19 protein-coding genes are annotated in these 19962 nt (G+C 70.2%); 9 read left to right on the forward strand and 10 right to left on the reverse strand.

The genetic code is table 11. From position 1 onward, the window contains the following. The coding region (locus AX721_RS27710; protein ID WP_197422411.1) for a hypothetical protein at positions 1-361 on the forward strand (361 nt) is incomplete at its 5' end. Positions 362-494: 133 nt separating this feature from the next. Here the strand turns inward: AX721_RS27710 and purM are convergent. Beyond that, complete coding sequence (purM, locus tag AX721_RS00090) at positions 495-1520, reverse strand: phosphoribosylformylglycinamidine cyclo-ligase (protein WP_068873890.1); 1026 nt, start codon at positions 1518-1520, stop codon at positions 495-497. A gap of 77 nt (positions 1521-1597) precedes the next feature. Here purM and rnd point away from each other — a divergent pair, with 77 nt between their 5' ends. Then, positions 1598-2776, forward strand: a complete 1179-nt coding sequence (rnd, locus tag AX721_RS00095) for a ribonuclease D (protein WP_068873891.1) — start codon at positions 1598-1600, stop codon at positions 2774-2776. 483 nt (positions 2777-3259) lie between these two features. Here rnd and AX721_RS00100 read toward each other — a convergent pair whose 3' ends face one another. The 6 genes from AX721_RS00100 to AX721_RS00125 form a co-directional block, all read right to left on the reverse strand. Further along, positions 3260-4762 carry a Ppx/GppA phosphatase family protein gene (locus AX721_RS00100; RefSeq protein ID WP_068873892.1) on the reverse strand — a complete coding sequence of 501 codons (1503 nt, stop codon included), beginning with the start codon at positions 4760-4762 and terminating at the stop codon, positions 3260-3262. Next, positions 4743-6935, reverse strand: a complete 2193-nt coding sequence (locus AX721_RS00105) for an RNA degradosome polyphosphate kinase (protein ID WP_231733217.1) — start codon at positions 6933-6935, stop codon at positions 4743-4745. Before AX721_RS00105 ends, AX721_RS00100 begins: the two co-directional genes overlap by 20 nt. A gap of 45 nt (positions 6936-6980) precedes the next feature. Beyond that, complete coding sequence (locus tag AX721_RS00110) at positions 6981-8564, reverse strand: CYTH and CHAD domain-containing protein (RefSeq protein ID WP_068873894.1); 1584 nt, start codon at positions 8562-8564, stop codon at positions 6981-6983. 129 nt (positions 8565-8693) lie between these two features. After that, positions 8694-9341: a hypothetical protein gene (locus AX721_RS00115; protein ID WP_068873895.1), complete on the reverse strand. Its 648-nt coding sequence runs from the start codon at positions 9339-9341 to the stop codon at positions 8694-8696. Between the two features lie 87 nt (positions 9342-9428). Further along, the gene (locus tag AX721_RS00120) at positions 9429-10196 is read right to left on the reverse strand and encodes an arginyltransferase (protein ID WP_068873896.1); all 768 of its coding nucleotides are present in this window, start codon (positions 10194-10196) and stop codon (positions 9429-9431) included. Between the two features lie 75 nt (positions 10197-10271). Further along, positions 10272-11177 carry a flagellar motor protein MotB gene (locus tag AX721_RS00125; protein WP_068873897.1) on the reverse strand — a complete coding sequence of 302 codons (906 nt, stop codon included), beginning with the start codon at positions 11175-11177 and terminating at the stop codon, positions 10272-10274. 96 nt (positions 11178-11273) lie between these two features. Here AX721_RS00125 and AX721_RS00130 point away from each other — a divergent pair, with 96 nt between their 5' ends. Together AX721_RS00130 and AX721_RS00135 are read left to right on the forward strand one after the other, a co-directional pair. Next, a complete protein-coding gene (locus AX721_RS00130) occupies positions 11274-11774 on the forward strand; it encodes a GNAT family N-acetyltransferase (RefSeq protein WP_231733218.1) in 501 nt (166 codons plus the stop codon). Between the two features lie 75 nt (positions 11775-11849). Further along, complete coding sequence (locus AX721_RS00135) at positions 11850-12713, forward strand: alpha/beta fold hydrolase (protein ID WP_068873898.1); 864 nt, start codon at positions 11850-11852, stop codon at positions 12711-12713. On the opposite strand, the gene AX721_RS00140 is transcribed toward AX721_RS00135, so the two are convergent. Continuing rightward, positions 12673-13086, reverse strand: a complete 414-nt coding sequence (locus tag AX721_RS00140; RefSeq protein ID WP_068873899.1) for an NUDIX domain-containing protein — start codon at positions 13084-13086, stop codon at positions 12673-12675. The genes AX721_RS00135 and AX721_RS00140 overlap by 41 nt on opposite strands. A gap of 32 nt (positions 13087-13118) precedes the next feature. On the opposite strand from AX721_RS00140, the gene AX721_RS00145 reads away from it, so the two are divergent. Further along, complete coding sequence (locus AX721_RS00145; RefSeq protein ID WP_068873900.1) at positions 13119-13997, forward strand: SMP-30/gluconolactonase/LRE family protein; 879 nt, start codon at positions 13119-13121, stop codon at positions 13995-13997. Here AX721_RS00145 and hemB read toward each other — a convergent pair. Together hemB and AX721_RS00155 are read right to left on the reverse strand one after the other, a co-directional pair. Next, the gene (gene hemB / locus AX721_RS00150; RefSeq protein ID WP_068873901.1) at positions 13994-15010 is read right to left on the reverse strand and encodes a porphobilinogen synthase; all 1017 of its coding nucleotides are present in this window, start codon (positions 15008-15010) and stop codon (positions 13994-13996) included. The genes AX721_RS00145 and hemB overlap by 4 nt on opposite strands. Positions 15011-15051: 41 nt before the next feature. Continuing rightward, entirely contained in the window at positions 15052-15669 is a 618-nt protein-coding gene (locus tag AX721_RS00155; RefSeq protein ID WP_068873902.1) for a hypothetical protein, read from the reverse strand. A gap of 106 nt (positions 15670-15775) precedes the next feature. Here AX721_RS00155 and AX721_RS00160 point away from each other — a divergent pair, with 106 nt between their 5' ends. From AX721_RS00160 to mmsB, 4 genes are read left to right on the forward strand one after another with little or no spacing between them, the layout of a single operon-like run. After that, positions 15776-16915: an isobutyryl-CoA dehydrogenase gene (locus tag AX721_RS00160; RefSeq protein ID WP_068873903.1), complete on the forward strand. Its 1140-nt coding sequence runs from the start codon at positions 15776-15778 to the stop codon at positions 16913-16915. Then, positions 16912-17961: an enoyl-CoA hydratase/isomerase family protein gene (locus AX721_RS00165; RefSeq protein ID WP_068873904.1), complete on the forward strand. Its 1050-nt coding sequence runs from the start codon at positions 16912-16914 to the stop codon at positions 17959-17961. Before AX721_RS00160 ends, AX721_RS00165 begins: the two co-directional genes overlap by 4 nt. A gap of 40 nt (positions 17962-18001) precedes the next feature. After that, the gene (locus tag AX721_RS00170; RefSeq protein WP_068873905.1) at positions 18002-18751 is read left to right on the forward strand and encodes a class I SAM-dependent methyltransferase; all 750 of its coding nucleotides are present in this window, start codon (positions 18002-18004) and stop codon (positions 18749-18751) included. A 14-nt stretch (positions 18752-18765) separates the two neighbouring features. After that, positions 18766-19662: a 3-hydroxyisobutyrate dehydrogenase gene (mmsB, locus tag AX721_RS00175; RefSeq protein ID WP_068873906.1), complete on the forward strand. Its 897-nt coding sequence runs from the start codon at positions 18766-18768 to the stop codon at positions 19660-19662. Positions 19663-19962: the final 300 nt, after the last annotated feature.

Genomic DNA, 19962 nt, shown 5'->3' on the forward strand with positions numbered 1-19962 from the left:
GGCCCGCCGCATCGGCGAGCTGCGCGCCGCGCTCCTGCGCCTGGCCTGGGACGAGGCCGAGCGAACCGAGATCGAGCCGGACGAGGGGGAGGGCGCCGAGGGCGCCGACCACGCCGCCGCCGACCGCCTGCAGGCCTTCGCCTGGGTGCGCCAGGACCTGGAGGCCGTGGTCGCCCGGGACGTCGTCAACGACAGTTTCGGCGCCGAGCCCCTGGACGATCACGTGGCCCGCGTGGCCCTGCGGCTGGGCATGGACGCCCCCGCCATCGCCCGCTGGCGCGACCTGCCCGACCCGCCCGAAGCGGCCCTCGCACTCGAGCTCGACGATTGGGACGAGGCGGAGTGGGACAGCTCGGCGTAAGGCCGGGGAGCGCCCGAAAGACGTGAAAACCGCAGAAAGCGCAGAAGACGCAGAACAGGGCCGGGGCGCTCCCGCTGGTCGCTTCTGCGCCTGTCTGCGTTTTCTGCGGTTAGACCCTGAGCCTTCGGCCCGGTTACCCCTGCGCCAGTTCGCCCACCACGAAGGCGTCCTCGCCGTCGCGCACCAGGCCCTCCAGCACGTCCGGCAGGTCGTGCGGGTCCACGATCAGCACCAGGCCCAGGCCGCAGTTGAAGGTGCGGCGCATCTCGGCCTCCGAGACCCCGCCCGTCTTGGCGAGCCAATCGAACACCGGCGGCATCGCCCAGGCGTTCCAGTCGAAGCGGGGGACCAGCCCCTCGGCGATGGCCCGCGGCGGGTTCTCGACCAGGCCGCCGCCGGTGATGTGCGCCAGCCCCTTGATCCGCCCGGCCTTCAGGTGCGGCAGCACGGTCTTGATGTAGATCCGCGTCGGCTCCAGCAGCGCCTCGGCGAGGCTCTTGCCCTCGGCGAACGGCGCCGGGGCGTCCCAGCCAAGGCCCGAGCGCTCGACGATCCGCCGGATCAGCGAATAGCCGTTGGAGTGCGGGCCGGAGGAGGCCAGCCCCACCAGCACGTCGCCCGGCTTCTGGTCGGGGAGGCGCGGGATCACCTTGTCCCGGTCCACCGCGCCCACGCAGAAGCCGGCCATGTCGTAGTCGCCCTCGGCGTACATGCCGGGCATCTCGGCCGTCTCGCCGCCCACCAGGGCGCAGCCCGCCTGCCGGCAGCCCTCGGCGATCCCGGCCACTACCGAGGCGGCGGCCTCCACGTCCAGCTTGCCCGTGGCGTAGTAGTCCAGGAACATCAAGGGCTCGGCGCCCTGGGCCAGGAGGTCGTTGACGCACATGCCCACCAGGTCGATGCCCACGGTGCCGTGCAGGCCGGTCTCGATGGCCACCTTCAGCTTGGTGCCCACCCCGTCGGTCGTGGTGACCAGCAGCGGGTCGTCGTAGCCGGCGGCCTTGAGGTCGAACAGCGCCCCGAACCCGCCCAGCGACGGCTCCGAGCCCGCCCGGCGGGTGGATTTCGCCAGCGGCTTGATGCGTTCGACGAGGGCGTTGCCGGCGTCGATGGACACGCCCGCCTGCGCATAGGTGAGACCGTTTGGCCGTTCGGACATTTACGAACCCGGACTTGGAGTGCAGAGAGACGCGCTTGCGGACTGGAGTCGTCCGCGCGCGGGGCTATAGCTGATTTATGACGCCTATCACTACCACCGCCGAACTCGCGGCGTTCTGCGATAAGATCAAGGGCCAGCCGTTCGTCGCCGTGGACACCGAGTTCATGCGCGAGACCACCTACTGGCCGAAGCTGTGCCTGATCCAGGCGGCGGCGCCCTCGGCCGAGGCCACCATCGATCCCCTGGCCGAGGGCCTGGATCTGGAGCCGTTCCTGGCCATCATGCGGGACACCTCGATCCTGAAGGTGTTCCACGCCGCCCGGCAGGACGTGGAAATCTTCAACAACCTGCAGGCCATGCCGCGGCCGCTGTTCGACACCCAGGTGGCCGGCATGGCCGCGGGCTTCGGCGAACAGATCGCCTACGACGCCCTGGTGCGCCAGATGCTGAAGATCGAGCTCGACAAGTCGAGCCGCTTCACCGACTGGGCCCGCCGTCCGCTCACCGACAACCAGCTCACCTACGCCCTGGCCGACGTGACCCACCTGGCCAAGCTGTTCCCCATGCTGCGGGATCGGCTGGAGCGGGAAGGGCGCCTCGCCTGGGTCCAGGACGAGATGAACGACCTCACCGACCCGGCGAACTACGACGTCGAGCCGGAGAACGCCTGGAAGCGGCTGCGCCCGCGCCGGCACACCGCCAAGTACCTGGCCGTCTATCGCGCCGTCGCCGCCTGGCGCGAGCGCACCGCCCAGCTGCGCGACCAGCCGCGCGGCCGCATCCTGAAGGACGAGGCGATCGACGAGATCGCGACGCAAGGGCCCACCGACGCCGAGGGCCTGGATCGCCTGCGCTCGGTGCCCAAGGGCTTCTCGGGTTCGCGCTTCGGGCCGGACCTGATCGCCTCCATCCGCGAGGCGCTGAAGGACCCCGAGGCCTACGCCCCCGTGGTCGAAAAGCCCCGCCAGTCGGCCTCGCCGGCCGCCGGCGCCGTGGTCGAGCTGCTGAAGGTGCTGCTCAAGGCCCGGGCGGAGGAGGCCAACGTCGCCTCCAAGCTCATCGCCACGGTCTCGGACCTGGAGCAGATCGCCAACGACGACGAGGCGGACGTGGCGGCCCTCAAGGGCTGGCGGCGCGAGGCCTTCGGCGAGGACGCCCTGAAGCTCAAGCGCGGCGAACTGGCCCTGGTGCTGGACGGCGCGCGGGTGCGTGTGGTCGAGGTCCGTCGCGCGCCGCGGGCGGCGGCCGCGGGCTGATCCTGAGGACAAGATCAAATAACGGAGTTCGCACGGCTTTTCGGACCCGTCCCGCCCTTGTCCACAGGCTGTGCACCGCCGGCGCCACGGGCCGTTCACAGGGCTGTCGCAAGACAAGGTTGCGGCCCGGCCGGCCTTGAGTGAACCTCTCCTTGCCGAGAGGAACTGCGGCGCGGCGGACCGGGCGACCGGGAGGCCAAGCGGGCAGGCGGCCCTCCAGATCAAGGCTCCGGGGCGACCCGGGTCCAGCGGGACGGAGCGGCACGGGAGACGGAGCGGAGCCAAGCCGGGCGACCGGCGCGGCCGAGGTCCCACCCCACCAGCAGGCACAGGTCCCCCAACGGATCTGTTCTAGAGGGCGGTGTTCCGGGCGACCGGGGCGCCGCCCTCTTCATTTGCGGCCTTACGGCTGCGCTCCGCGCGAGCGGTGCCGAGGGCCTGCGGGTGGGGGACAGCCTCAAGGCCATCCCCCATTTCCTCGGCTCAGCCCATCTCGAGCTTGAGCTTCAGCGCCTGGGCCAGCGCCTGGGCGCGGCGGGTGGTCTGCTCGCCCAGCAGCATGTCCTCCCACGCCGCGAGCGCGGTGAGCGACAGGCGATCGCCCCGGATCGTCACGGCCGACTTCTCCAGCAGGCGTGCGTTGCGGGCGGACAGGTCGCAGGCGAGCCGGATCGCCGCCCCGATGGCCCGGGCGCGCTGCCGCCGCTCCGGCGTCAGGACGCGGCCCACGGCCGAGGCGTCCGGCGGCTGCGGGGCGGCGGAATGGCGGGCGAAGGCGACATTGGCGAGAAACGCGCGCTCGGCATGGTTCATGTCCGCCAGCGGCGCGCGCAGCACCTGCTCGAACGCCAGGTCGGCCCGGTGGTCGGGGTGGAGGAAGGCGCCGAGGTCCGCAAGCCGGCAGGCCGCCGCCAGCAGCACGCCGTCGCGGCCCTCGAACAGCGGCGGCAGCGCCTCGAACAGCGGCCCGATCCAGGCCTCGATCGCCGGCCCCAGTCCGGGCGCCAGGCCGCGGTGGGCCACCAGGGCCTCGCAGCCCTCGATCAGCGGATTGAGCTGGCGGACCTCGGGCGCCATGCCCTCCAGCAGCAGGCCCTCGCGCACCCCGTAGGCCGAGATCACGATCTTCTCGATCCCCAGCCGCTCGATCAGCCGGTCCAGCACCGCCGCCGCATAGGGCAGGGTGTCGAACCGCTTCTTGGACAGGCCCTCGATGCCCTCCAAGGACGAACGGGACTGCCGCTGGACGAACCGCGCCAGGTCCAGGGCGTCGGCGCCGCCGATCTCGTACTGGTGCGCCACGTGCAGCGGGTACTTCACGAGCTGCATATGCAGCAGCGCCAGGTTCCGCCACGCCCCGCCCACCGCGTGGAACTCCGGGCTGGAGTAACGACTGGCCAGCGGCGCCAGCCGGTCGTCGATCAGCCGCCGCGTGCGCTCCAGGTTCATGGCCTTGGGCGCGCCGAGCGCGAAGGGGCCCAGCGGCAGGGTCACGCCCTCGATGTTGTTGAACCCGTTCAGGCGCACCAGCTCCAGGCTGGAGCCGCCCAGGTCGCCCACCACCCCTTGCGCGTCGGGCTGGCCGCACACGACACCCAGGGCGGCGTAGCGGGCCTCCTCCTCGCCGGAGAGCACGCGCACCTCGAGGCCGGTCTCGTCCATCACCCGCTTCAGGAAGGCCTTTCCGTCCGCGGCCTCGCGCACCGCAGCCGTCGCGCACGCGGTGACTTCCTCGGCCCGCCAACCCTCGAGCAGGGCCCGGAACCGGCGAAGCGCGCCGACGGCCGCCTCGACGCCCTCGGGCGACAGGCGGCGGGTGGTGGTCAGGTCCTTGCCCAGGCCCGCCACGACCTTCTCATTGTAGATGGTCCAGAGCGCGCGCCCGTCGACCCGGTAGATGACCAGGCGCACGGAGTTGGACCCGACGTCGATGACGGCCGCCTGGCGGCCCTCGGCCCGGCCGGAGCTATCCCCGCGTGGCCACATTTTCGATCGCGCGCGGCATGTCCTTCACTTTCTGCCCGCGACCGGAAAGGCTGGGATTGGTCATGAAATACTCGTGCGCCGAAAAGGCGTTCGGGTGGTCCCAGGCAGGATCACGCCTATAGCGGCCGTCGGCGTCGAGGGTCCAGCTTTGCGCTTCGTCTTTCAGGTTCGCCACCATGATCTGTTGCAGGACCTGCTGGTGCACCGTCGGGTTCTCGATAGGCGTCATGACCTCGACGCGGCGGTCGAGGTTGCGCGGCATCCAGTCGGCCGAGGACATGTAGAGCCGCGCGTGCTGCGAGGGCATGGCATGGCCGTTGGCGAAGGCCACGATCCGCCCGTGCTCGAGGTAGCGGCCGACGATCGACTTCACCCGGATGTTGTCCGACAGGCCCGGCACGCCCGGTCGCAGGCAGCAAATGCCGCGGATCACGAGGTCGATGGGCACGCCCGCTTGGCTGGCCGCGTACAGCCCGTCGATGATTTCCGGGTCCACCAGCGAGTTCATCTTGGCCCAGATCGCCGCGGGCTTGCCCGCCTTGGCGTTCGTCGCCTCCTGGCCGATCAGCCGCAGCAGGTCGCGCTTCATGGTGACCGGCGAGAACGAGAGGCGCTCCAGCCCCACGGGCTGGGCATAGCCGGTGATGAAGTTGAACAGCTTTGCCGAGTCGCGGCCGAAGGGCGGGTCGGTGGTGAACAGCGACAGGTCCGTATAGATGCGCGCCGTGATCGGGTGATAGTTGCCCGTGCCGAAGTGGCAATAGCTGCGCAGCGTGTCGCCTTCCTTGCGGACCACCGTCGAGAGTTTGGCGTGGGTCTTGTACTCGATGAAGCCGTAGACCACGTGCACGCCGGCGCGCTCCAGGTCCCGGGCCCACTTCAGGTTGGCCTCCTCGTCGAACCGCGCCTTGATCTCGATGAGGGCGGTGACGTTCTTGCCGTTCTCGGCCGCCTCGATCAGCGCCGCCACGATGGGGCTGTCCTTGGACGTGCGATACAGCGTCTGCTTGATGGCCAGGACGTTGGGGTCGCGGGCGGCCTGCCGAAGGAACTGCACCACCACGTCGAAGCTCTCGAACGGATGGTGGACCAGGATGTCCTTCTCGCGGATCGCCGCGAAACAGTCGCCGCCGTGATCGCGGATCCGCTCGGGGAACCGCGGGGTGAAGGGCTTGAACTTCAGGTCCGGCCGGTCCGACGGGATGAGCTGGGTCAGCTCGTCCAGGCCCAGCAGGCCGTCCATGACGATGATGTCTTCCGGATTGGCGTGCAGGCTGGCGGAGATGAAGCCGCGCAGCTCCTCGGGCGTCGAGGCCTCCAGCTCGACGCGCACCACCGAACCCAGGCGGCGCTGCTTCAGCCGGGCCTCGAACTCGCGCACCAGGTCCTCGGCCTCTTCCTCGATCTCCACGTCGGAGTCGCGGATCAGCCGGAAGACGCCCTGTTCCTCGATCTCGCAGCCGGGGAATAGGTGGTCGAGGAAGAGGGTGACCATGCTCTCCAGCGAGATCACCCGCCGCTGCTGCCTGCGGCGCGTCGAAGGCCGTCCGGGCGCAATGTCCCAGAACCGCGCCACCTGGGCCGGGAGGGGGGCCAGGGCATAGAGCTGCCGTCCGTCCGACGTGCGGCGGATCTTCAGCACCAGCGAGAAGGCCAGGTTGGGGATGAACGGGAACGGGTGCGCCGGATCGATGGCCAGGGGCGTCAGCACCGGGAACAGCTCGGTCAGGAACCGTTCCTCCAGGCCCGCCCGCTCGGCCGGCGTCACCTCCGAGGCGGAGACATAGCGCAGGCCTTCACCCGCCAGTTCGGCGCACAGTTCCCGCCAACGGGTCTGCTGGTCCGCCATCAGGTCGGCGGCGGCCTCGTTGACCCGCAGCAGCTGTTCGGCGGCGGTCAGGCCGTCCTGGCTCACCACCCGCACGCCTTCGCGCACCTGCGCCTTCAGGCCCGCCACGCGGACCATGTAGAATTCGTCCAGGTTGTTGGCGCTGATCGCCAGGAAACGCAGCCGCTCGAGGAGGGGGTGACGCGGGTTCATGCTCTCGGCGAGCACCCGGCGGTTGAACGCCAGCCACGAGAGCTCGCGATTGAAGAAGCGGGCGGGGCTGGCCTTGAGATCCTCGACCGCCGCCGCGGCCGCCTCGGCGGGCGCCGGGCTCGGGGCGCTCATCGGTGCGACATCGTTCGGCGGAGACATTCTGATTCCCTGAGTGCGTCAGACGCTGCGCAAGCGTGCGCGGGAAAGGTTAAGGTCCTCATTGCGGCCGTCTGAAGACGACCAGAAGGGTTTGATCCTGCGGAACGCCTTGAGCGCCGCGTTGGCTGCTTCCAACACCCGGTCTTCCTCGCCGGTCAGGCGCCCGACCTCCAGTCCGGCGGCGAAGGCCAGTTCGCCCGACCGCCGCCCCACCGCCCGCATGGCCACGGCGCGCGCCACGGCCATGTCGTTCAGCTCGCCCATCTGGTCCTGCAGCGCCTTGAGGGCCGCGACGAAGCGCTGGCGGCGCTTGGGATGGCGAGGGAACGCATCGCCGAAGAACGCGGCGGCGTAGCGCAGCTTCTTGGCCTGCTTGCGCAGGTCGTGCCGCGCCTCGGCGTCGATCTTCAGGAACCGGCGAGACCTGCGCCTCAGCCGCCGGTCCAACTTGTCCAGCACAGGCGCCGCCAGGTCGGCCGCCAGGCCTTCGCGCAGGGCGCGCTGCTCGTCATTGGCGAGCCGCCGCCACCCGCCGACCTCGATCCACTCGGCCAGGGTCAGCAGCAAGGTCCGGAAGCGCTGGGACCGGACGGCCGCCAGGGCGCGCTCGTAGGCCTCGGCCTGGGCGATGCGCAGGGCGCGGAAGAAGGCGGCGCGCCCCGGGCTCTCGTCGATCTCGTCCGGCGTGGCGGCCCGCTGCAGGAAGACGTCGATGTCGCGGGCTTCGGACAGCTCGCCCGCCAGCCAGCGGGTCTCGATCCGCGCCGCGTTCAGGCCCTCGGCGTCCAGCATCGCCTTGAACACCGACAGGGCCGCGCGCAGGCGGCGCAGTCCCACCCGCATCTGGTGAAGGACGTCGGGATTGTGCGCCCGCTGCAGCAGCCGGGCATTCCCCGCGATCTGGACGAGCGCCTCCCGGGCGACCTGCTGGAAGGCCTCCCCGCCGGTCGTCTCCGGCAGCACCGTCGAGGCTTGTGCCCTGAGGGCGGCGACTCCGTCGTGGCCGGCCAGCCGATAGCCGCGCTCGGCCTTGCTCTCGAACGCCAGGGTCAGGGCCGCCTTGGCCTGGAGCTCGCGGGCCAGGTCGAACAGGTCCTGCGGCGCGCCGGCCAGCAGTTCCAGCTCCATCTCCGCGATCGGCTCCTGGCGTTCGCCGGCCACGATCAGGCCCGTATCAAACACCACTTCGATGCGGGTTCTGCCTCGCGTCCAGACGTGCGTCCGGCGCTCGACCTCCACCGTGAAGGCGGGGGCCAGGGGCGCCTCGCCGATCGTGGCCAGCGCCGGCGTCCCCGCCAGCGCCGCCAGGTCGAGGTCCGGCCCGGGCGTCTCGACCTCCCACTCGTCCCGCTCGAAGAGGCCGCCCCCGGCGCGGTGCTTGAGCGTCTGGACGTGGTTGTCGCCCTTTCGCCGCACCCGCAGGCTGAACCCCCCGTCGCGGAGCGTGTGCGTCGGCGTGTCGAAATAGGTGGCGTGAAGTTGGGCGACGCTGCCCCCGGCCAGGGGAAAAGCCTCCCCCTGCAGCGCCTCGACGGCGCCGGCGCCGAGCTGGAACTTGAGTTCCAGCTCCGGGGCGGCCTTGACCGGTTTCCGCGCAAGCATGCGGCGGGCCTCGGAAACGTGGCCAGCGCGCCACGCGGGCAACCAGTGCAGGAAAACAAATCGTCTTGTCTATCGTGCGGGAAAATATTCTGCGGCCTGACGCGGCCGCCGCCTGCACGGCGGGCCGTTTCAGCCTTCCAGGATCTGCCTTGCGAGCACGCGGGTCACGGGCCGGAACCCCTCGTCGCCCGCCTCGTCCAGACGTCGCACGACCTCGGCCGCGTCCGGGATCGACCGGCCCATCCGGGCCAGCAGGTAGGGATAGACCGCCTCCGGCGGGCGGATGTTGCGATCGCGGAAGAACCGCCGCAGAACGCCTTCCAGCACCTCGTCGTCGGGCGATGCGATTTCCGCGACCGGCAGGGCATTCAGCCGCGAGCGCAGGTCGGGCAGGGCGGTCGGCCAGGTGGCGGGCAGGGTGCGGGCCGTCAGCAGCAGTCCACCGGCCTCGCCCCGCGCCGCGAGGTTGATCAGGTGGAACAGGCCTTCGGTGGAGACCCCGCGGTCGGCGTCCTCCAGCAGGACGGGACGGCCCGACGCCGCCATCACATCGGGGCTTCCCGGGTCGAAGATCAGGGCGTCCGCCGCCTCCGCCCAGGCCCGGGCCAGGTGGCTCTTGCCGGCGCCCTTGGGCCCGACCAGAGCCAGGCAACCGTCGCGCCAGGCCGGCCAGGCCTGCACGGCGGCGACCGCGTCCGCGTTCGACGGACCGCGCGCGAAGTCGTCGAAGGACGGAGGCGCCTCGCGCCCCAGGCTCAGCCGAAGCTGCCGCGCCATGGGTGTGGTCGGTTGGTTGCGGTCACGGGCCGGAACTTAGGCCGCCCGGCCGCCGGGCGCCACCGCTTGCGGCGCGTCGTCCCCAGGTCAGGCGCGGTTGTCCAGGGCCTTGAGCTCGCGCGCCGACGCCAGCGTCCAGCCGTCCGGCTTCAGAAGCTCGATCGGGCTGAAGCGGACCTTGTAGTCCATCTTCTCGGACCCCCGGACCCAGTAGCCCAGGTAAACGTAGGGCAGGCTGGTGAGCCCCGCCTGGATCACATGGTCCAGGATCACGAACGAGCCGAGGCTGCGGCGCGAGAGCGTCGGGTCGTAGAAGCTGTAGACCAGCGACAGGCCGTCGCTCATCAGGTCGACCAGCGCGCAGGCGATCAGGTCCCCGGGCCCGCCGTCCTTCGAGCGGATGCGGTACTCGATGATGTGGGTGCGGACCGCAGTGTCCTCGACCATGGCGACGTAGTCGGGCCAAGTCATCTCGGCCATGCCGCCGTCCGCGTGCCGGGCCAGCAGGTAGCGGCGAAGCAGGTCGAACTGCTCCATGGTCGCCTCGGCTTCGACCAAATGGCGCTCGATGTCCTCGTTGCGAGCCAGGATCTTCCGCTCGGAACGGGAGAAGACGTAGTCGGCCGCCGGAAGCCGCGCCGAGACACAGGCCGAGCAGGCCTCGCAGGCGGGGCGATAGGCGATGTTCTGCGAGCGGCGGAAACCGACCTGGGTCAGGCTGTCGTTGACGGTGGCGCCGTCAGAGAGGGGCAGGTGCGCGAACACCTTCCGTTCGAACCGCTCGGGCAGGTACGGGCACGGCGACGGCGCGGTCAGGAAGAACCGGAGCTGTCGGGTCGGGAAGTGCTGCGTCACGGACCGGATGTCGCTTTCGAAACAGAACGCCTGCAGGGATTAGGCGTCATGCCGCGGCCGTACGCAAGGCGTCCTTTAGAACCCTGGGTTAGCCGGCAGCACAGGCGCCTCACGCAACAACACGATGGCGATCCGGCGGTTGCCCGGCAGCATCGGATCGTCGGGGTAGAGCGGCTCCGAGCTCGCCTTGCCCGAGACCTGATACACCCGGTCGCCTTCGACGCCGGCGCCCTGCAGGACTCCTCGGGACGCGTCGGCGCGCGCCGCCGAGAGTTGCCAGTCGGTCACCGGCCGCACGCCGCCGGCGCTGGCGCTCGTGTGCCCATAGATGCTGATGCGGTTCGGCAGCTGGTTGATGACCTTCGAGATCGCACGCAGCAGAAGCTTGGCCCGGTCGTTCGGCTGGGCTGAGCCCTGGTTGAACATCGAGCGGCCCTCCTGGTCCACGAGCTGGATCCGCAGGCCCTCGGGCGTTTCGTCGATGATGATGTTCTTCGACAGCTCCGCCAGTTCCGGCATCGACTGCAGCGCCTGGCGCAACGACTGCGCGGCCGAGGCGAACATGGCCTCCTCGCGCTGCTGCTCGGCCTGCATCTGGGCCGCGGCGGCCGCCTCTTCGGGCGTTTGCCGCTTCGCGCCTTCCCGGGAGTCGCCGTCGTTCGGGTTGGGGGACGAGGGCGCGAGCTCTTCAAGCACGTCGTTGGACCCGGCGCTCTTCGAGCCGTCCTTACCCAGCGCCGCGCCGCCCAGGATGCCGCCCGCGCCGGACATGGTCTGAGAGACGCTGGCCGGGGCGAAATAGTCGGCGATGCCGCGCTTCTGCTCCGGGCTGGTGGTGTTGATGAGCCACATCAGCAGGAAGAACGCCATCATGGCGGTCACGAAGTCGGCGTAGGCGACCTTCCAGGCGCCGCCGTGGTGTCCGCCCCCGCCGCCCTTCTTGACCTTCTTGATTACGATTGGCTGATCGCCGACCGCCATGGTTCACCCGGCTTAACGCTGATTCCCGAGCAAACTGCGGCGGCCGCGTTAAGATGACGTTTCGCCGGGTGCGCACGGGAGGATGCCTTGGGAATTGTGCTGGAGACCGAGCGGCTGATCCTGCGCGAGGTCGAGGCGGCCGACGCGCCGTTCATCCTCGAACTCCTGAACTCCCCGGGTTTCCTGGAGAATATCGGCGATCGCGGCGTGCGCACCGAGGACGAGGCCCGCGCCTACATCGTCGAGCGGATGATCGGCAGCTACCGCGAGCACGGCTTCGGCATGTGGCTGACCCTCCAGCGCCTGGACAACGCTCCCGTCGGGCTGGCGGGCCTCGTTCGGCGCGAGGGGCTGGACATGCCGGACGTGGGCTACGCCTTCGCCCCCCGCGCCTGGGGCCGCGGCTATGCCCAGGAAGCGGCGGGCGCGGTGCTGGCTCATGCCCGCGGGCCGCTCGGCATCCCCCAACTCGCCGCGATCACCAGCCTGGAGAACTTTGCTTCGATGGCCGTGCTGCGGAAGATCGGCTTCACCTACCAAGGCGTGATCCAGCTGCCCGGCATCGAGCGCGAGAGCACCTACTTCACGGCCGGGTAGGGCCCTGCGAGACGGCTTCGCGTCCGCCACGGCAAGGCTCTAAGCCTGGGGTCAAACACAAGAAGGAGGGGCGGCATGCAGACGCGGTTCTTCGAGGCCAACGGCTTCCGGTTCGCGGTGGACGAGGCGGGAGAGGGCGATCATCTGGCCCTGTGCCTGCACGGCTTCCCCGAGAGCCGGTTCTCCTGGCGTCATCAGCTGCCCTTGCTGGCGGAGATGGGCTACCGGGCCTGGGCGCCGGATCTGCGCGGCTACGGCGAGACCGAGCCCAAGCCCCGGGACGTGCCGTCCTATCTGATCGACCGGTTGATGGAGGATGTGGCCGCCCTGATCGACGCCAGCGGCGCGACGCGCGTAACCCTGATCGGGCACGACTGGGGCGCGGGTCTGGCCTGGACCTTCGCCGCCAACGCCCCGCGGCCGCTGGAGCGCCTGGTGATCATGAACGTGCCGCACCCGGCGGTGATGGCGGCGCACCTGCGCAAGTCGTGGGCCCAGCTGAAGAAGAGCTGGTACATGTTCTTCTTCCAGCTGCCGGGCGTGCCCGAGTGGGTCACCACCGCGAACGACGGCCGGGCCGTCCGCCGCGCCTTCTACGACATGGCGATCGACAAGACCCACTTCACGCCCGACGTCCTCGACCGCTACGCCCGGGACGCCCAACGCCCCGGCGCCATGACCGGCATGATCAATTGGTACCGCGCCGCCTTCCGCCTGCAGGGCAAGCTGGCCGGGCCCTGGCCGGTGATCGAGACCCCCACGCTCATCATCTGGGGCGAGGAGGACGCGGCTCTGGGCATCGAACTCCTGGAGGGCACGGACGCCTACGTCCGCGACCTGACCATCCAGCGGCTGCCGGGCGTCTCCCACTGGGTGCAGCAGGAGGCGCCGGAGAAGGTCAATCCGATCCTGAAGGCCTGGCTGTCGGCGCCCCGCTGAGCGCAGGGAGGATCTGTCCGGCCAGTAGCGGCGCGAGCGGAACGTCCGGCAGCGCGGACGGGTCGAGCCAGAGGCACTCTTCGATCTCGGCCCCGATTTCAATCTCACCGACGATCTCCACGCAGTAGGCCGAGGATCTCACCGTCGCGCCCGGCTCGTTGGCCGCCGGCGCCTCGAAACGACCCAGGAGCTTGGTCGCGACGTGCCGGACACCCAGCTCCTCAAGCAGCTCGCGGGCCAGGGCGGCCAGGTCGTCCTCGCCCGGCTCGCGCTTGCCGCCGGGCAGCATGAACCGCGCCGTGCCGCGCTTTCGCACCGTCAGCACCCGTCCGGCCGTATCGCGGATGACAGCACCCACCACCTCGACGATCATGCGCCCAAGACCTTCAGGAGAGAGGCGGCATCATGGGACGGGCGACGCGGGTGCTGGCCGAGGGCATATATTTCGGCGAAGGGCCGCGCTGGCGCGAGGGCCGGCTGTGGTTCAGCGACTTCTACGCCCACGCGGTGAAGTCCGTGTCGCTGGACGGCGACCTGCGCACCGAGTTCGAGATCGACGACCAGCCCTCGGGTCTGGGCTGGATGCCGGACGGCTCGATGCTGATCGTGTCCATGACCAAGCGCCGGCTGCTGCGACGCTGGCCGGACGGCCGGATCGGCGTCCATGCGGAGCTGGGCCAGTTCGCGACCTTCCATTGCAACGACATGGTCGTCGATTCCGCCGGTGGAGCCTATGTCGGCAACTTCGGCTTCGACCTGGACGCGGAGATCCGCGCGCGCGGCGTCGAGAGCGTCCTGGCCGGTCATCCGACGGCGAAGCTGATCTACGTCGCGCCGGACGGCGCCGTGTCGGTGGCGGCCGAGGACATGCACTTCCCCAACGGCCCGGTGATCACGCCGGACGGCAAGACCCTGATCGTCGGCGAGACCCTCGCCGGTGTCCTGACCGCCTTCGACATCGGGTCGGGCGGCGCCCTCGCCAACCGGCGCGTCTGGGCCTCGTGCCGGCCCGCCGTGCCGGACGGCATCTGCCTGGACGCGGACGGGGCGATCTGGGTGGCCAATCCCATCGCGCCGCAATGTCTTCGCATCGCGAAGGGCGGGGAGGTGCTGGACGTGATCGATACCGGCCAGCCCTGCTACGCGTGCATGCTCGGCGGCGGCGATGGCAAGACCCTGTTCATGCTGACGGCGGCGAGCTCGGACCACGAGGCCGCCGCCGCCTCGGCCACGGGCCACATCCTGGTGGCCGAGGTCGACAGCCCCCGTGCGGGTCGACCCTAGGCGCCCAGCATCCGGGCTGCGCGAGGCGCGAAATAGGTGATGATCCCGGCCGCGCCGGCGCGCTTGAAGCCGCCCAGGCTCTCCAGGATGGCTCGCTCCTCGTCCAGCCAGCCGTTCTGGGCCGCGGCCATGATCATGGCGTACTCGCCCGACACTTGGAACGCGTAGGTCGGCATCGCGAACGCGTCGACCACCTGGCGGACGATATCCAGGTAAGGCATCCCCGGCTTCACCATCACCATGTCCGCGCCCTCGGCGATGTCGAGGGCCACCTCGCGCAGGGCCTCGGCGTGGTTGGCCGAGTCCATCTGGTAGGTCTTCTTGTCGCCCGGATTGTCCACGGATCCCGTACCCAGCTTTCCCGAGCCGATGGCGTCGCGGTAAGGGCCATAGAAGGCCGAGGCGTACTTGGCGGCGTAGGACATGATCATCACGTCCTGCAGACCCTCGGATTCCAAGGCGGCGCGGATGGCGCCGACCCGGCCGTCCATCATGTCGCTGGGCGCGAGGATGTCGCAGCCGGCCTTGGCCTGCGCCAGGGCCTGCTTCACCAGAGCCTCGATGGTGGCGTCGTTGACGATCCGGCCGTTCTCCAACAGGCCGTCGTGGCCGTGGTCAGTGAAGGGATCGAGGGCGACGTCGCACATGATCCCGACCTCGGGGGCGGCGTCCTTCATGGCCTTCACGGCGGTGGCCACAAGGCCGTCGGGCTCATGCGCCAGCTTGCCCGTGGCGTCCTTCTTGGCGCCGTCGATGTGCGGGAAGACGGCGATGGCCGGGATGCCCAGGGCCTGCGCCTCCTTGGCCGCGGCGGCCGCGTCCTTGACCGACAGGCGGCTGATCCCCGGCATCGAGGCCACCGGAACCGTTCCCTCGCCCTCGTGCACCACCATCGACCAGATCAGGTCGTTGGGCGTCAGCACCGTCTCGCGCACCATCCGCCGGATCCAGTCGGCCTGGCGCAGGCGACGCATGCGAAGGGCGGGATAGGCGGCGAGGGGAGCTCTGGTCATGGCGCGGGGGTTTGCACCCGCGACGCCGGTCGACGCAAGGGCTAGCAGCGATGGAAGACGTGGCAGCGGATGCCGGAGTAGCCCGACATGCCGGGCGCCTCGCGATAGCGCCTGCCCGCCTCGTTGTGGCGCGCCTCGCGAGCCAGCGCGCTCTGTCCCCGCTGCGGATCGTAGGAGCGGGTCACGCTCTCCGCGATCTCGTCGACCTTGCGGCAGGCCTTGCTCTCGCGTTTGGGGTCCTTCAGCGGGTCGCAGGGCTGGAACGCGTCGACGTCGAGCTCGCGCCGCGGCGGTGGGGCCGGCCCGTTCCGGTCCACAAGCCAGCGGGGATCGATGGCGATCCCGGGCGATGCGGGCGTCTCTGGGCTTGCACCGTCGCGCGTCGCCTGGGGCGGCGCGGCGGCCTGGTCCGTTGCGTCCCGAGGCGGGCGCCCCGCCGCCGGGCTGGACGCGGCCCGCGCCTCGATCGCCGCGGGGGGAGGCAGACGGACGAGCCGGACGTCGACGACCGGCGCCTCCGCGCGCCACTCGGCCCCGGCGCGTCTCAGGGCGAGCCCACCGAGCAGCACCAGATGCAGGGCCGCCGAGAGCAGCAGCGCCCGGCCCCAGCCCCGCCGGCGTCCCGTCGCCAGTCGCGCCGATCCCGCTTGGGTCGCCATTCCCGCGTCCTCCCAACTTAAAGTGGAGCTTGGGAAAACGACCCTCGTGTGGCGCTGCTGCGGCGCACGATTGACACCCCGCACGCCGCGCGCGACTCCGCGGGCCATGGACTTCAATCTCACCGAAGACCAGCGCGCCATCGAGGACGCCGCCCGCGCCTTCGCTGCCGCCGAGCTGGCGCCCCACTCCGCGCGCTGGGACGAGGAGAAGACGCTTCCCGTCGACGTGCTGCGCGCCGCCGCCGAACTGGGTTTCGCCGGCCTCTACGTCCGCGAGGACGTTGGTGGCTCGGCCCTGAGCCGCCTGGACGCCTCGATCGTGTTCGAACAGCTCAGCTACGGGGACGTCTCGGTCGCCGCCTTCATCTCGATCCACAACATGGCCGCGTGGATGATCGACCGGTTCGGGTCGGAGGACCTGCGCCTACGCTACCTGCCGCGCCTGACGACCATGGAGCTGATCGCCTCATACGCCCTGACTGAGCCCGGCTCGGGATCCGACGCGGCGGCCCTGAAGACCACGGCGGTGAAGGACGGCGACCACTACGTCCTGAACGGCTCGAAGGCCTTCATCTCCGGCGCCGGGACCTCGGACGTCTATGTGGTCATGGCGCGGACGGGCGGGGACGGCGCGGGGGGCGTCTCGGCGTTCGTGGTCGAGAAGGGGACGCCGGGCCTGTCGTTCGGCGCACAGGAGCGGAAGATGGGCTGGAACGCCCAGCCGACCGCCCAGGTGAACTTCGACGACTGCCGGGTCCCGCAGGCCAACCGCATCGGCGCCGAGGGCGAAGGCTTCAAGTTCGCCATGGCCGGCCTCGATGGCGGGCGGATCAATATCGCCTCCTGCTCCCTGGGCGGCGCGGGCCTCGCCCTCGACACCGCCAAGGTCTACCTCGAGACCCGCAAGCAGTTCGGCCAGCCGCTGGCCGCGTTCCAGGGCCTCCAGTGGCGCCTCGCCGACATGGCCACCGAGCTGGACGCGGCCCGCCTGATGGTGCGCCGCGCGGCTCACGCCCTGGACCAGAAGAACCCCAAGGCCACGCAGTACTGCGCCATGGCCAAGCGCTTCGCCACCGACGCCGGCTTCGAGGTCGCCAACCAGGCGCTGCAGCTGCACGGCGGCTACGGCTATCTGCGGGACTATCCGCTGGAGCGTATCGTCCGGGACCTGCGCGTCCACCAGATCCTCGAGGGCACCAATGAGATCATGCGCGTGATCACCGCGCGGGAGCTGTTCCGGGCATGAGCGAACCCGACGTCATCACGCGCATCGAAGGCCAGGTCGGCCGGATCACCCTGAACCGGCCCCAGGCGCTGCACGCCCTGACCACCGACATGTGCCGGCGAATGACCGAGGCCCTGCTGGCCTGGCGGGACGACCCGGCGGTGGCGCTGGTGCTGATCGACCATTCCGGCGAGCGCGGCTTTTGCGCCGGCGGCGACATCCGCATGCTGGCCGAGAGCGGGGCCGGCGACGGCAGGCTCGCGCGTGAGTTCTTCTTCGTCGAGTATCGGCTGAACCACCTGCTATTCAACTATCCGAAGCCGCGCGTAGCGGTCATGGACGGCGTGACCATGGGCGGCGGCGTCGGCCTGTCGCGGCCTTGCCGGTTCCGCGTGGCCACCGAGCGGACCACCTTCGCCATGCCCGAGACCGGCATCGGCCTGTTTCCGGACGTTGGCGGCGGCTGGTATCTCAGCCGGATGCCCGACCATCTGGGGCTGTGGCTGGCGTTGACCGGCGCGCGGATCAAGGCGGCGGACTGCGAACTCCTGCAACTCGCCACCGACTATGTGGACAGCGCGCGAATCCCGGAGCTCAAGGCCGCCATCATCGCGGAGCCCGAGCGCACCGAGGCGCTGCTGACCGAGTTCGAAGGCGACGCCGGCCGGCCGGCCCTGGCCCAGCACCAGGACGAGATCGCGCGCCTGTTCGCCGGCGACAGCGTCGAGGCCATCTTCGCAGCCCTGGAGGCGGCCGACACCGACTGGTCGCGCGAACAGTTGAGGGTGCTGGCGACCAAGTCGCCCCAGACCCTGAAGGTCGCCTTCCGCCAGCTCCAGCTGGGCGGCAGGGCCAAGGACTTCGCGGAGAACATGGCCATGGAGTATCGGATCGGCGCCCGCGTCGTTCAGCGCCACGACTTCCTCGAAGGCGTGCGCGCGGTGATCGTCGACAAGGACAACGCGCCGAAATGGGACCCGCCGACGCCGTCCGCCGTGGACGAGGCGACGCTCGACGCCATTTTCGCCCCTCTCCCTTCCGATGAGGAGTGGTCGCCTCTACCTTGACCGGAGGCGGCTTCAGACCGGCCGCGGGAGGAACATCGACATGAAGACCAGGCTACTGCTTGCCGCCGCCGCGGCGCTCGCCCTGTCGTCCGGGCTGGCCCACGCCGCGCCGTCGGCCGCCGTCACCGCCGCGGTCGCCGACAAGGGTCGGCCCGAGGCCGACACCAAGCGCGACGCGGACCGCAAGCCCGCGGAGATGCTCGAGTTCGCCGGCGTGAAGCCGGGCGACAAGGTGGCCGACTTCATCCCCGGCGGCGGCTATTTCACCCGCATCTTCGCCAAGGCGGTGGGGCCGAACGGCAAGGTCTTCGCAGTCACCAACCCGCCGGCCCCGAACGCCACGGCGCCGGCGCCAATCCTGGCCGTGGCCGCGGACCCGCAGTACGGCAACATCACCGTCGTCTCGACCGGCATCGGCAGCTTCCAGCTCCCCGAACAGGTGGACGTGTTCTGGACCTCGCAGAACTATCACGACCTCTACCTGACGCGGTTCAATCTCGACGTGCCGGCGGCGGTGAAGACGATCTACGACAGCGTCAAGCCGGGCGGCGTGTTCATCGTGCTCGACCACGTTGCGGCCCCGGGCGCCGAGGTCGGGCCCACGGCCAACACCCTGCACCGGATCGACCCGGCGGCCGTGCGCAAGACGGTCGAGGCGGCCGGCTTCAAGTTCGAAGGCGAGAGCAAGGCCCTGGCCAACCCGGCCGACGACCACACTAAGGGCGTGTTCGACGCCTCGCTCCGCGGCCACACCGACCAGTTCGTCTACAAATTCCGCAAGCCCAGATAATCCATGAGGACTCCATGACCCGCGTCGCGTTCATCGGCCTAGGCAACATGGGCGGCGGAATGGCCGCCAACCAGGCGAAGGCGGGGCGCGAGGTCGTGGCCTTCGACCTCTCGGCGGCGGCGCTGGACAAGGCGGCCGCCGCCGGTTGCGGCCGGGCGGCGTCCGCGGCCGAGGCCGTGAAGGGCGTCGACGCCGTCATCACCATGCTGCCGGCGGGACCGCACGTGCGGCAGGTGTACGCCGAGCAGATCCTGCCCAATGCGCCCAGGTCGGCGCTGCTGATCGATTCCTCCACTATCGACGTCGAGAGCGCCCGCGCGGTGGCGGCGCAAGCCAAGGCCGCCGGCTTCCGCTTCGCCGACGCGCCGGTGTCGGGCGGGACGGCCGCGGCCGAGGCCGGATCCCTGGCCTTCATGGTCGGCTGCGACGAGGCCGACTTCGCCGAGGTCGAGGCGACGATCGCGCCCATGTCCCGGGCCACCATCCGGGCCGGCGACCACGGGGCGGGGCAGGCGGCCAAGATCTGCAACAACATGGTCCTGGGCATCTCGATGATCGGAGTGTGCGAGGCCTTCGCCCTGGCCGAGAAGCTGGGCCTGGAGGGCGAGCGGTTCTTCGAGATCGCGTCCAAATCCTCCGGCCAGTGCTGGAGCCTGACCAGCTACTGCCCGTTCCCGGGGCCGGTGCCCGCCGCGCCCTCGAATCGCAACTACGAGGGCGGGTTCGCCACCGCCATGATGCTGAAGGACCTTAAGCTGGCCCAGGAGGCGGCCGCGAAGGCCGGCGCCGCGACGCCGCTCGGCGCGACCGCGGAGGGCCTCTACGCACTGTTTGATCGCCTGGGCGGCGGGACCAAGGACTTCTCGGCGATTCTCGAGATGCTCCGGGGGAATGCGCCGCCGCGGGCCTGACCTCGCAAGGCCCCGCTGTGCGAGAATGAGAAGCGTTCGCCGAGAGCATCGTCGCGCGTCTCGGCGGATGCCCGCCGTCACTCACGAATTCTGCAGAACCGGTCACGAAAGTTGCAGGGCCTGCGACCTTTGATTTTATGGACAAGGTGAAATCGCGGCGCCAAAAGGCGGGCGTATTTCAGGGGCCGGGGACAGCGCGCTCTCAAGAACGCGCACCGGGAACAAGTCGATGGATTACAGGGAAACCTTCCGTAGTGCTCTGGACCGTGTGCGGTCTGAGGGTCGCTATCGTGTGTTTGC

Origin of the sequence: Phenylobacterium sp. CCH9-H3 (assembly GCF_001557235.1) — a bacterium.
Lineage (GTDB): Bacteria > Pseudomonadota > Alphaproteobacteria > Caulobacterales > Caulobacteraceae > Phenylobacterium.

Excerpts from the sequence above, each read along its gene's own strand:
- purM (WP_068873890.1), bottom strand. The coding sequence starts at position 1,520 with ATGTCCGAACGGCCAAACGGTCTCACCTATGCGCAGGCGGGCGTGTCC.
- rnd (WP_068873891.1), top strand. The coding sequence starts at position 1,598 with ATGACGCCTATCACTACCACCGCCGAACTCGCGGCGTTCTGCGATAAG.
- AX721_RS00100 (WP_068873892.1), bottom strand. The coding sequence starts at position 4,762 with ATGTGGCCACGCGGGGATAGCTCCGGCCGGGCCGAGGGCCGCCAGGCG.
- AX721_RS00105 (WP_231733217.1), bottom strand. The coding sequence starts at position 6,935 with ATGAGCGCCCCGAGCCCGGCGCCCGCCGAGGCGGCCGCGGCGGCGGTC.
- AX721_RS00110 (WP_068873894.1), bottom strand. The coding sequence starts at position 8,564 with ATGCTTGCGCGGAAACCGGTCAAGGCCGCCCCGGAGCTGGAACTCAAG.
- AX721_RS00115 (WP_068873895.1), bottom strand. The coding sequence starts at position 9,341 with ATGGCGCGGCAGCTTCGGCTGAGCCTGGGGCGCGAGGCGCCTCCGTCC.
- AX721_RS00125 (WP_068873897.1), bottom strand. The coding sequence starts at position 11,177 with ATGGCGGTCGGCGATCAGCCAATCGTAATCAAGAAGGTCAAGAAGGGC.
- AX721_RS00135 (WP_068873898.1), top strand. The coding sequence starts at position 11,850 with ATGCAGACGCGGTTCTTCGAGGCCAACGGCTTCCGGTTCGCGGTGGAC.
- AX721_RS00140 (WP_068873899.1), bottom strand. The coding sequence starts at position 13,086 with ATGATCGTCGAGGTGGTGGGTGCTGTCATCCGCGATACGGCCGGACGG.
- AX721_RS00145 (WP_068873900.1), top strand. The coding sequence starts at position 13,119 with ATGGGACGGGCGACGCGGGTGCTGGCCGAGGGCATATATTTCGGCGAA.
- hemB (WP_068873901.1), bottom strand. The coding sequence starts at position 15,010 with ATGACCAGAGCTCCCCTCGCCGCCTATCCCGCCCTTCGCATGCGTCGC.
- AX721_RS00155 (WP_068873902.1), bottom strand. The coding sequence starts at position 15,669 with ATGGCGACCCAAGCGGGATCGGCGCGACTGGCGACGGGACGCCGGCGG.
- AX721_RS00160 (WP_068873903.1), top strand. The coding sequence starts at position 15,776 with ATGGACTTCAATCTCACCGAAGACCAGCGCGCCATCGAGGACGCCGCC.
- AX721_RS00165 (WP_068873904.1), top strand. The coding sequence starts at position 16,912 with ATGAGCGAACCCGACGTCATCACGCGCATCGAAGGCCAGGTCGGCCGG.
- AX721_RS00170 (WP_068873905.1), top strand. The coding sequence starts at position 18,002 with ATGAAGACCAGGCTACTGCTTGCCGCCGCCGCGGCGCTCGCCCTGTCG.
- mmsB (WP_068873906.1), top strand. The coding sequence starts at position 18,766 with ATGACCCGCGTCGCGTTCATCGGCCTAGGCAACATGGGCGGCGGAATG.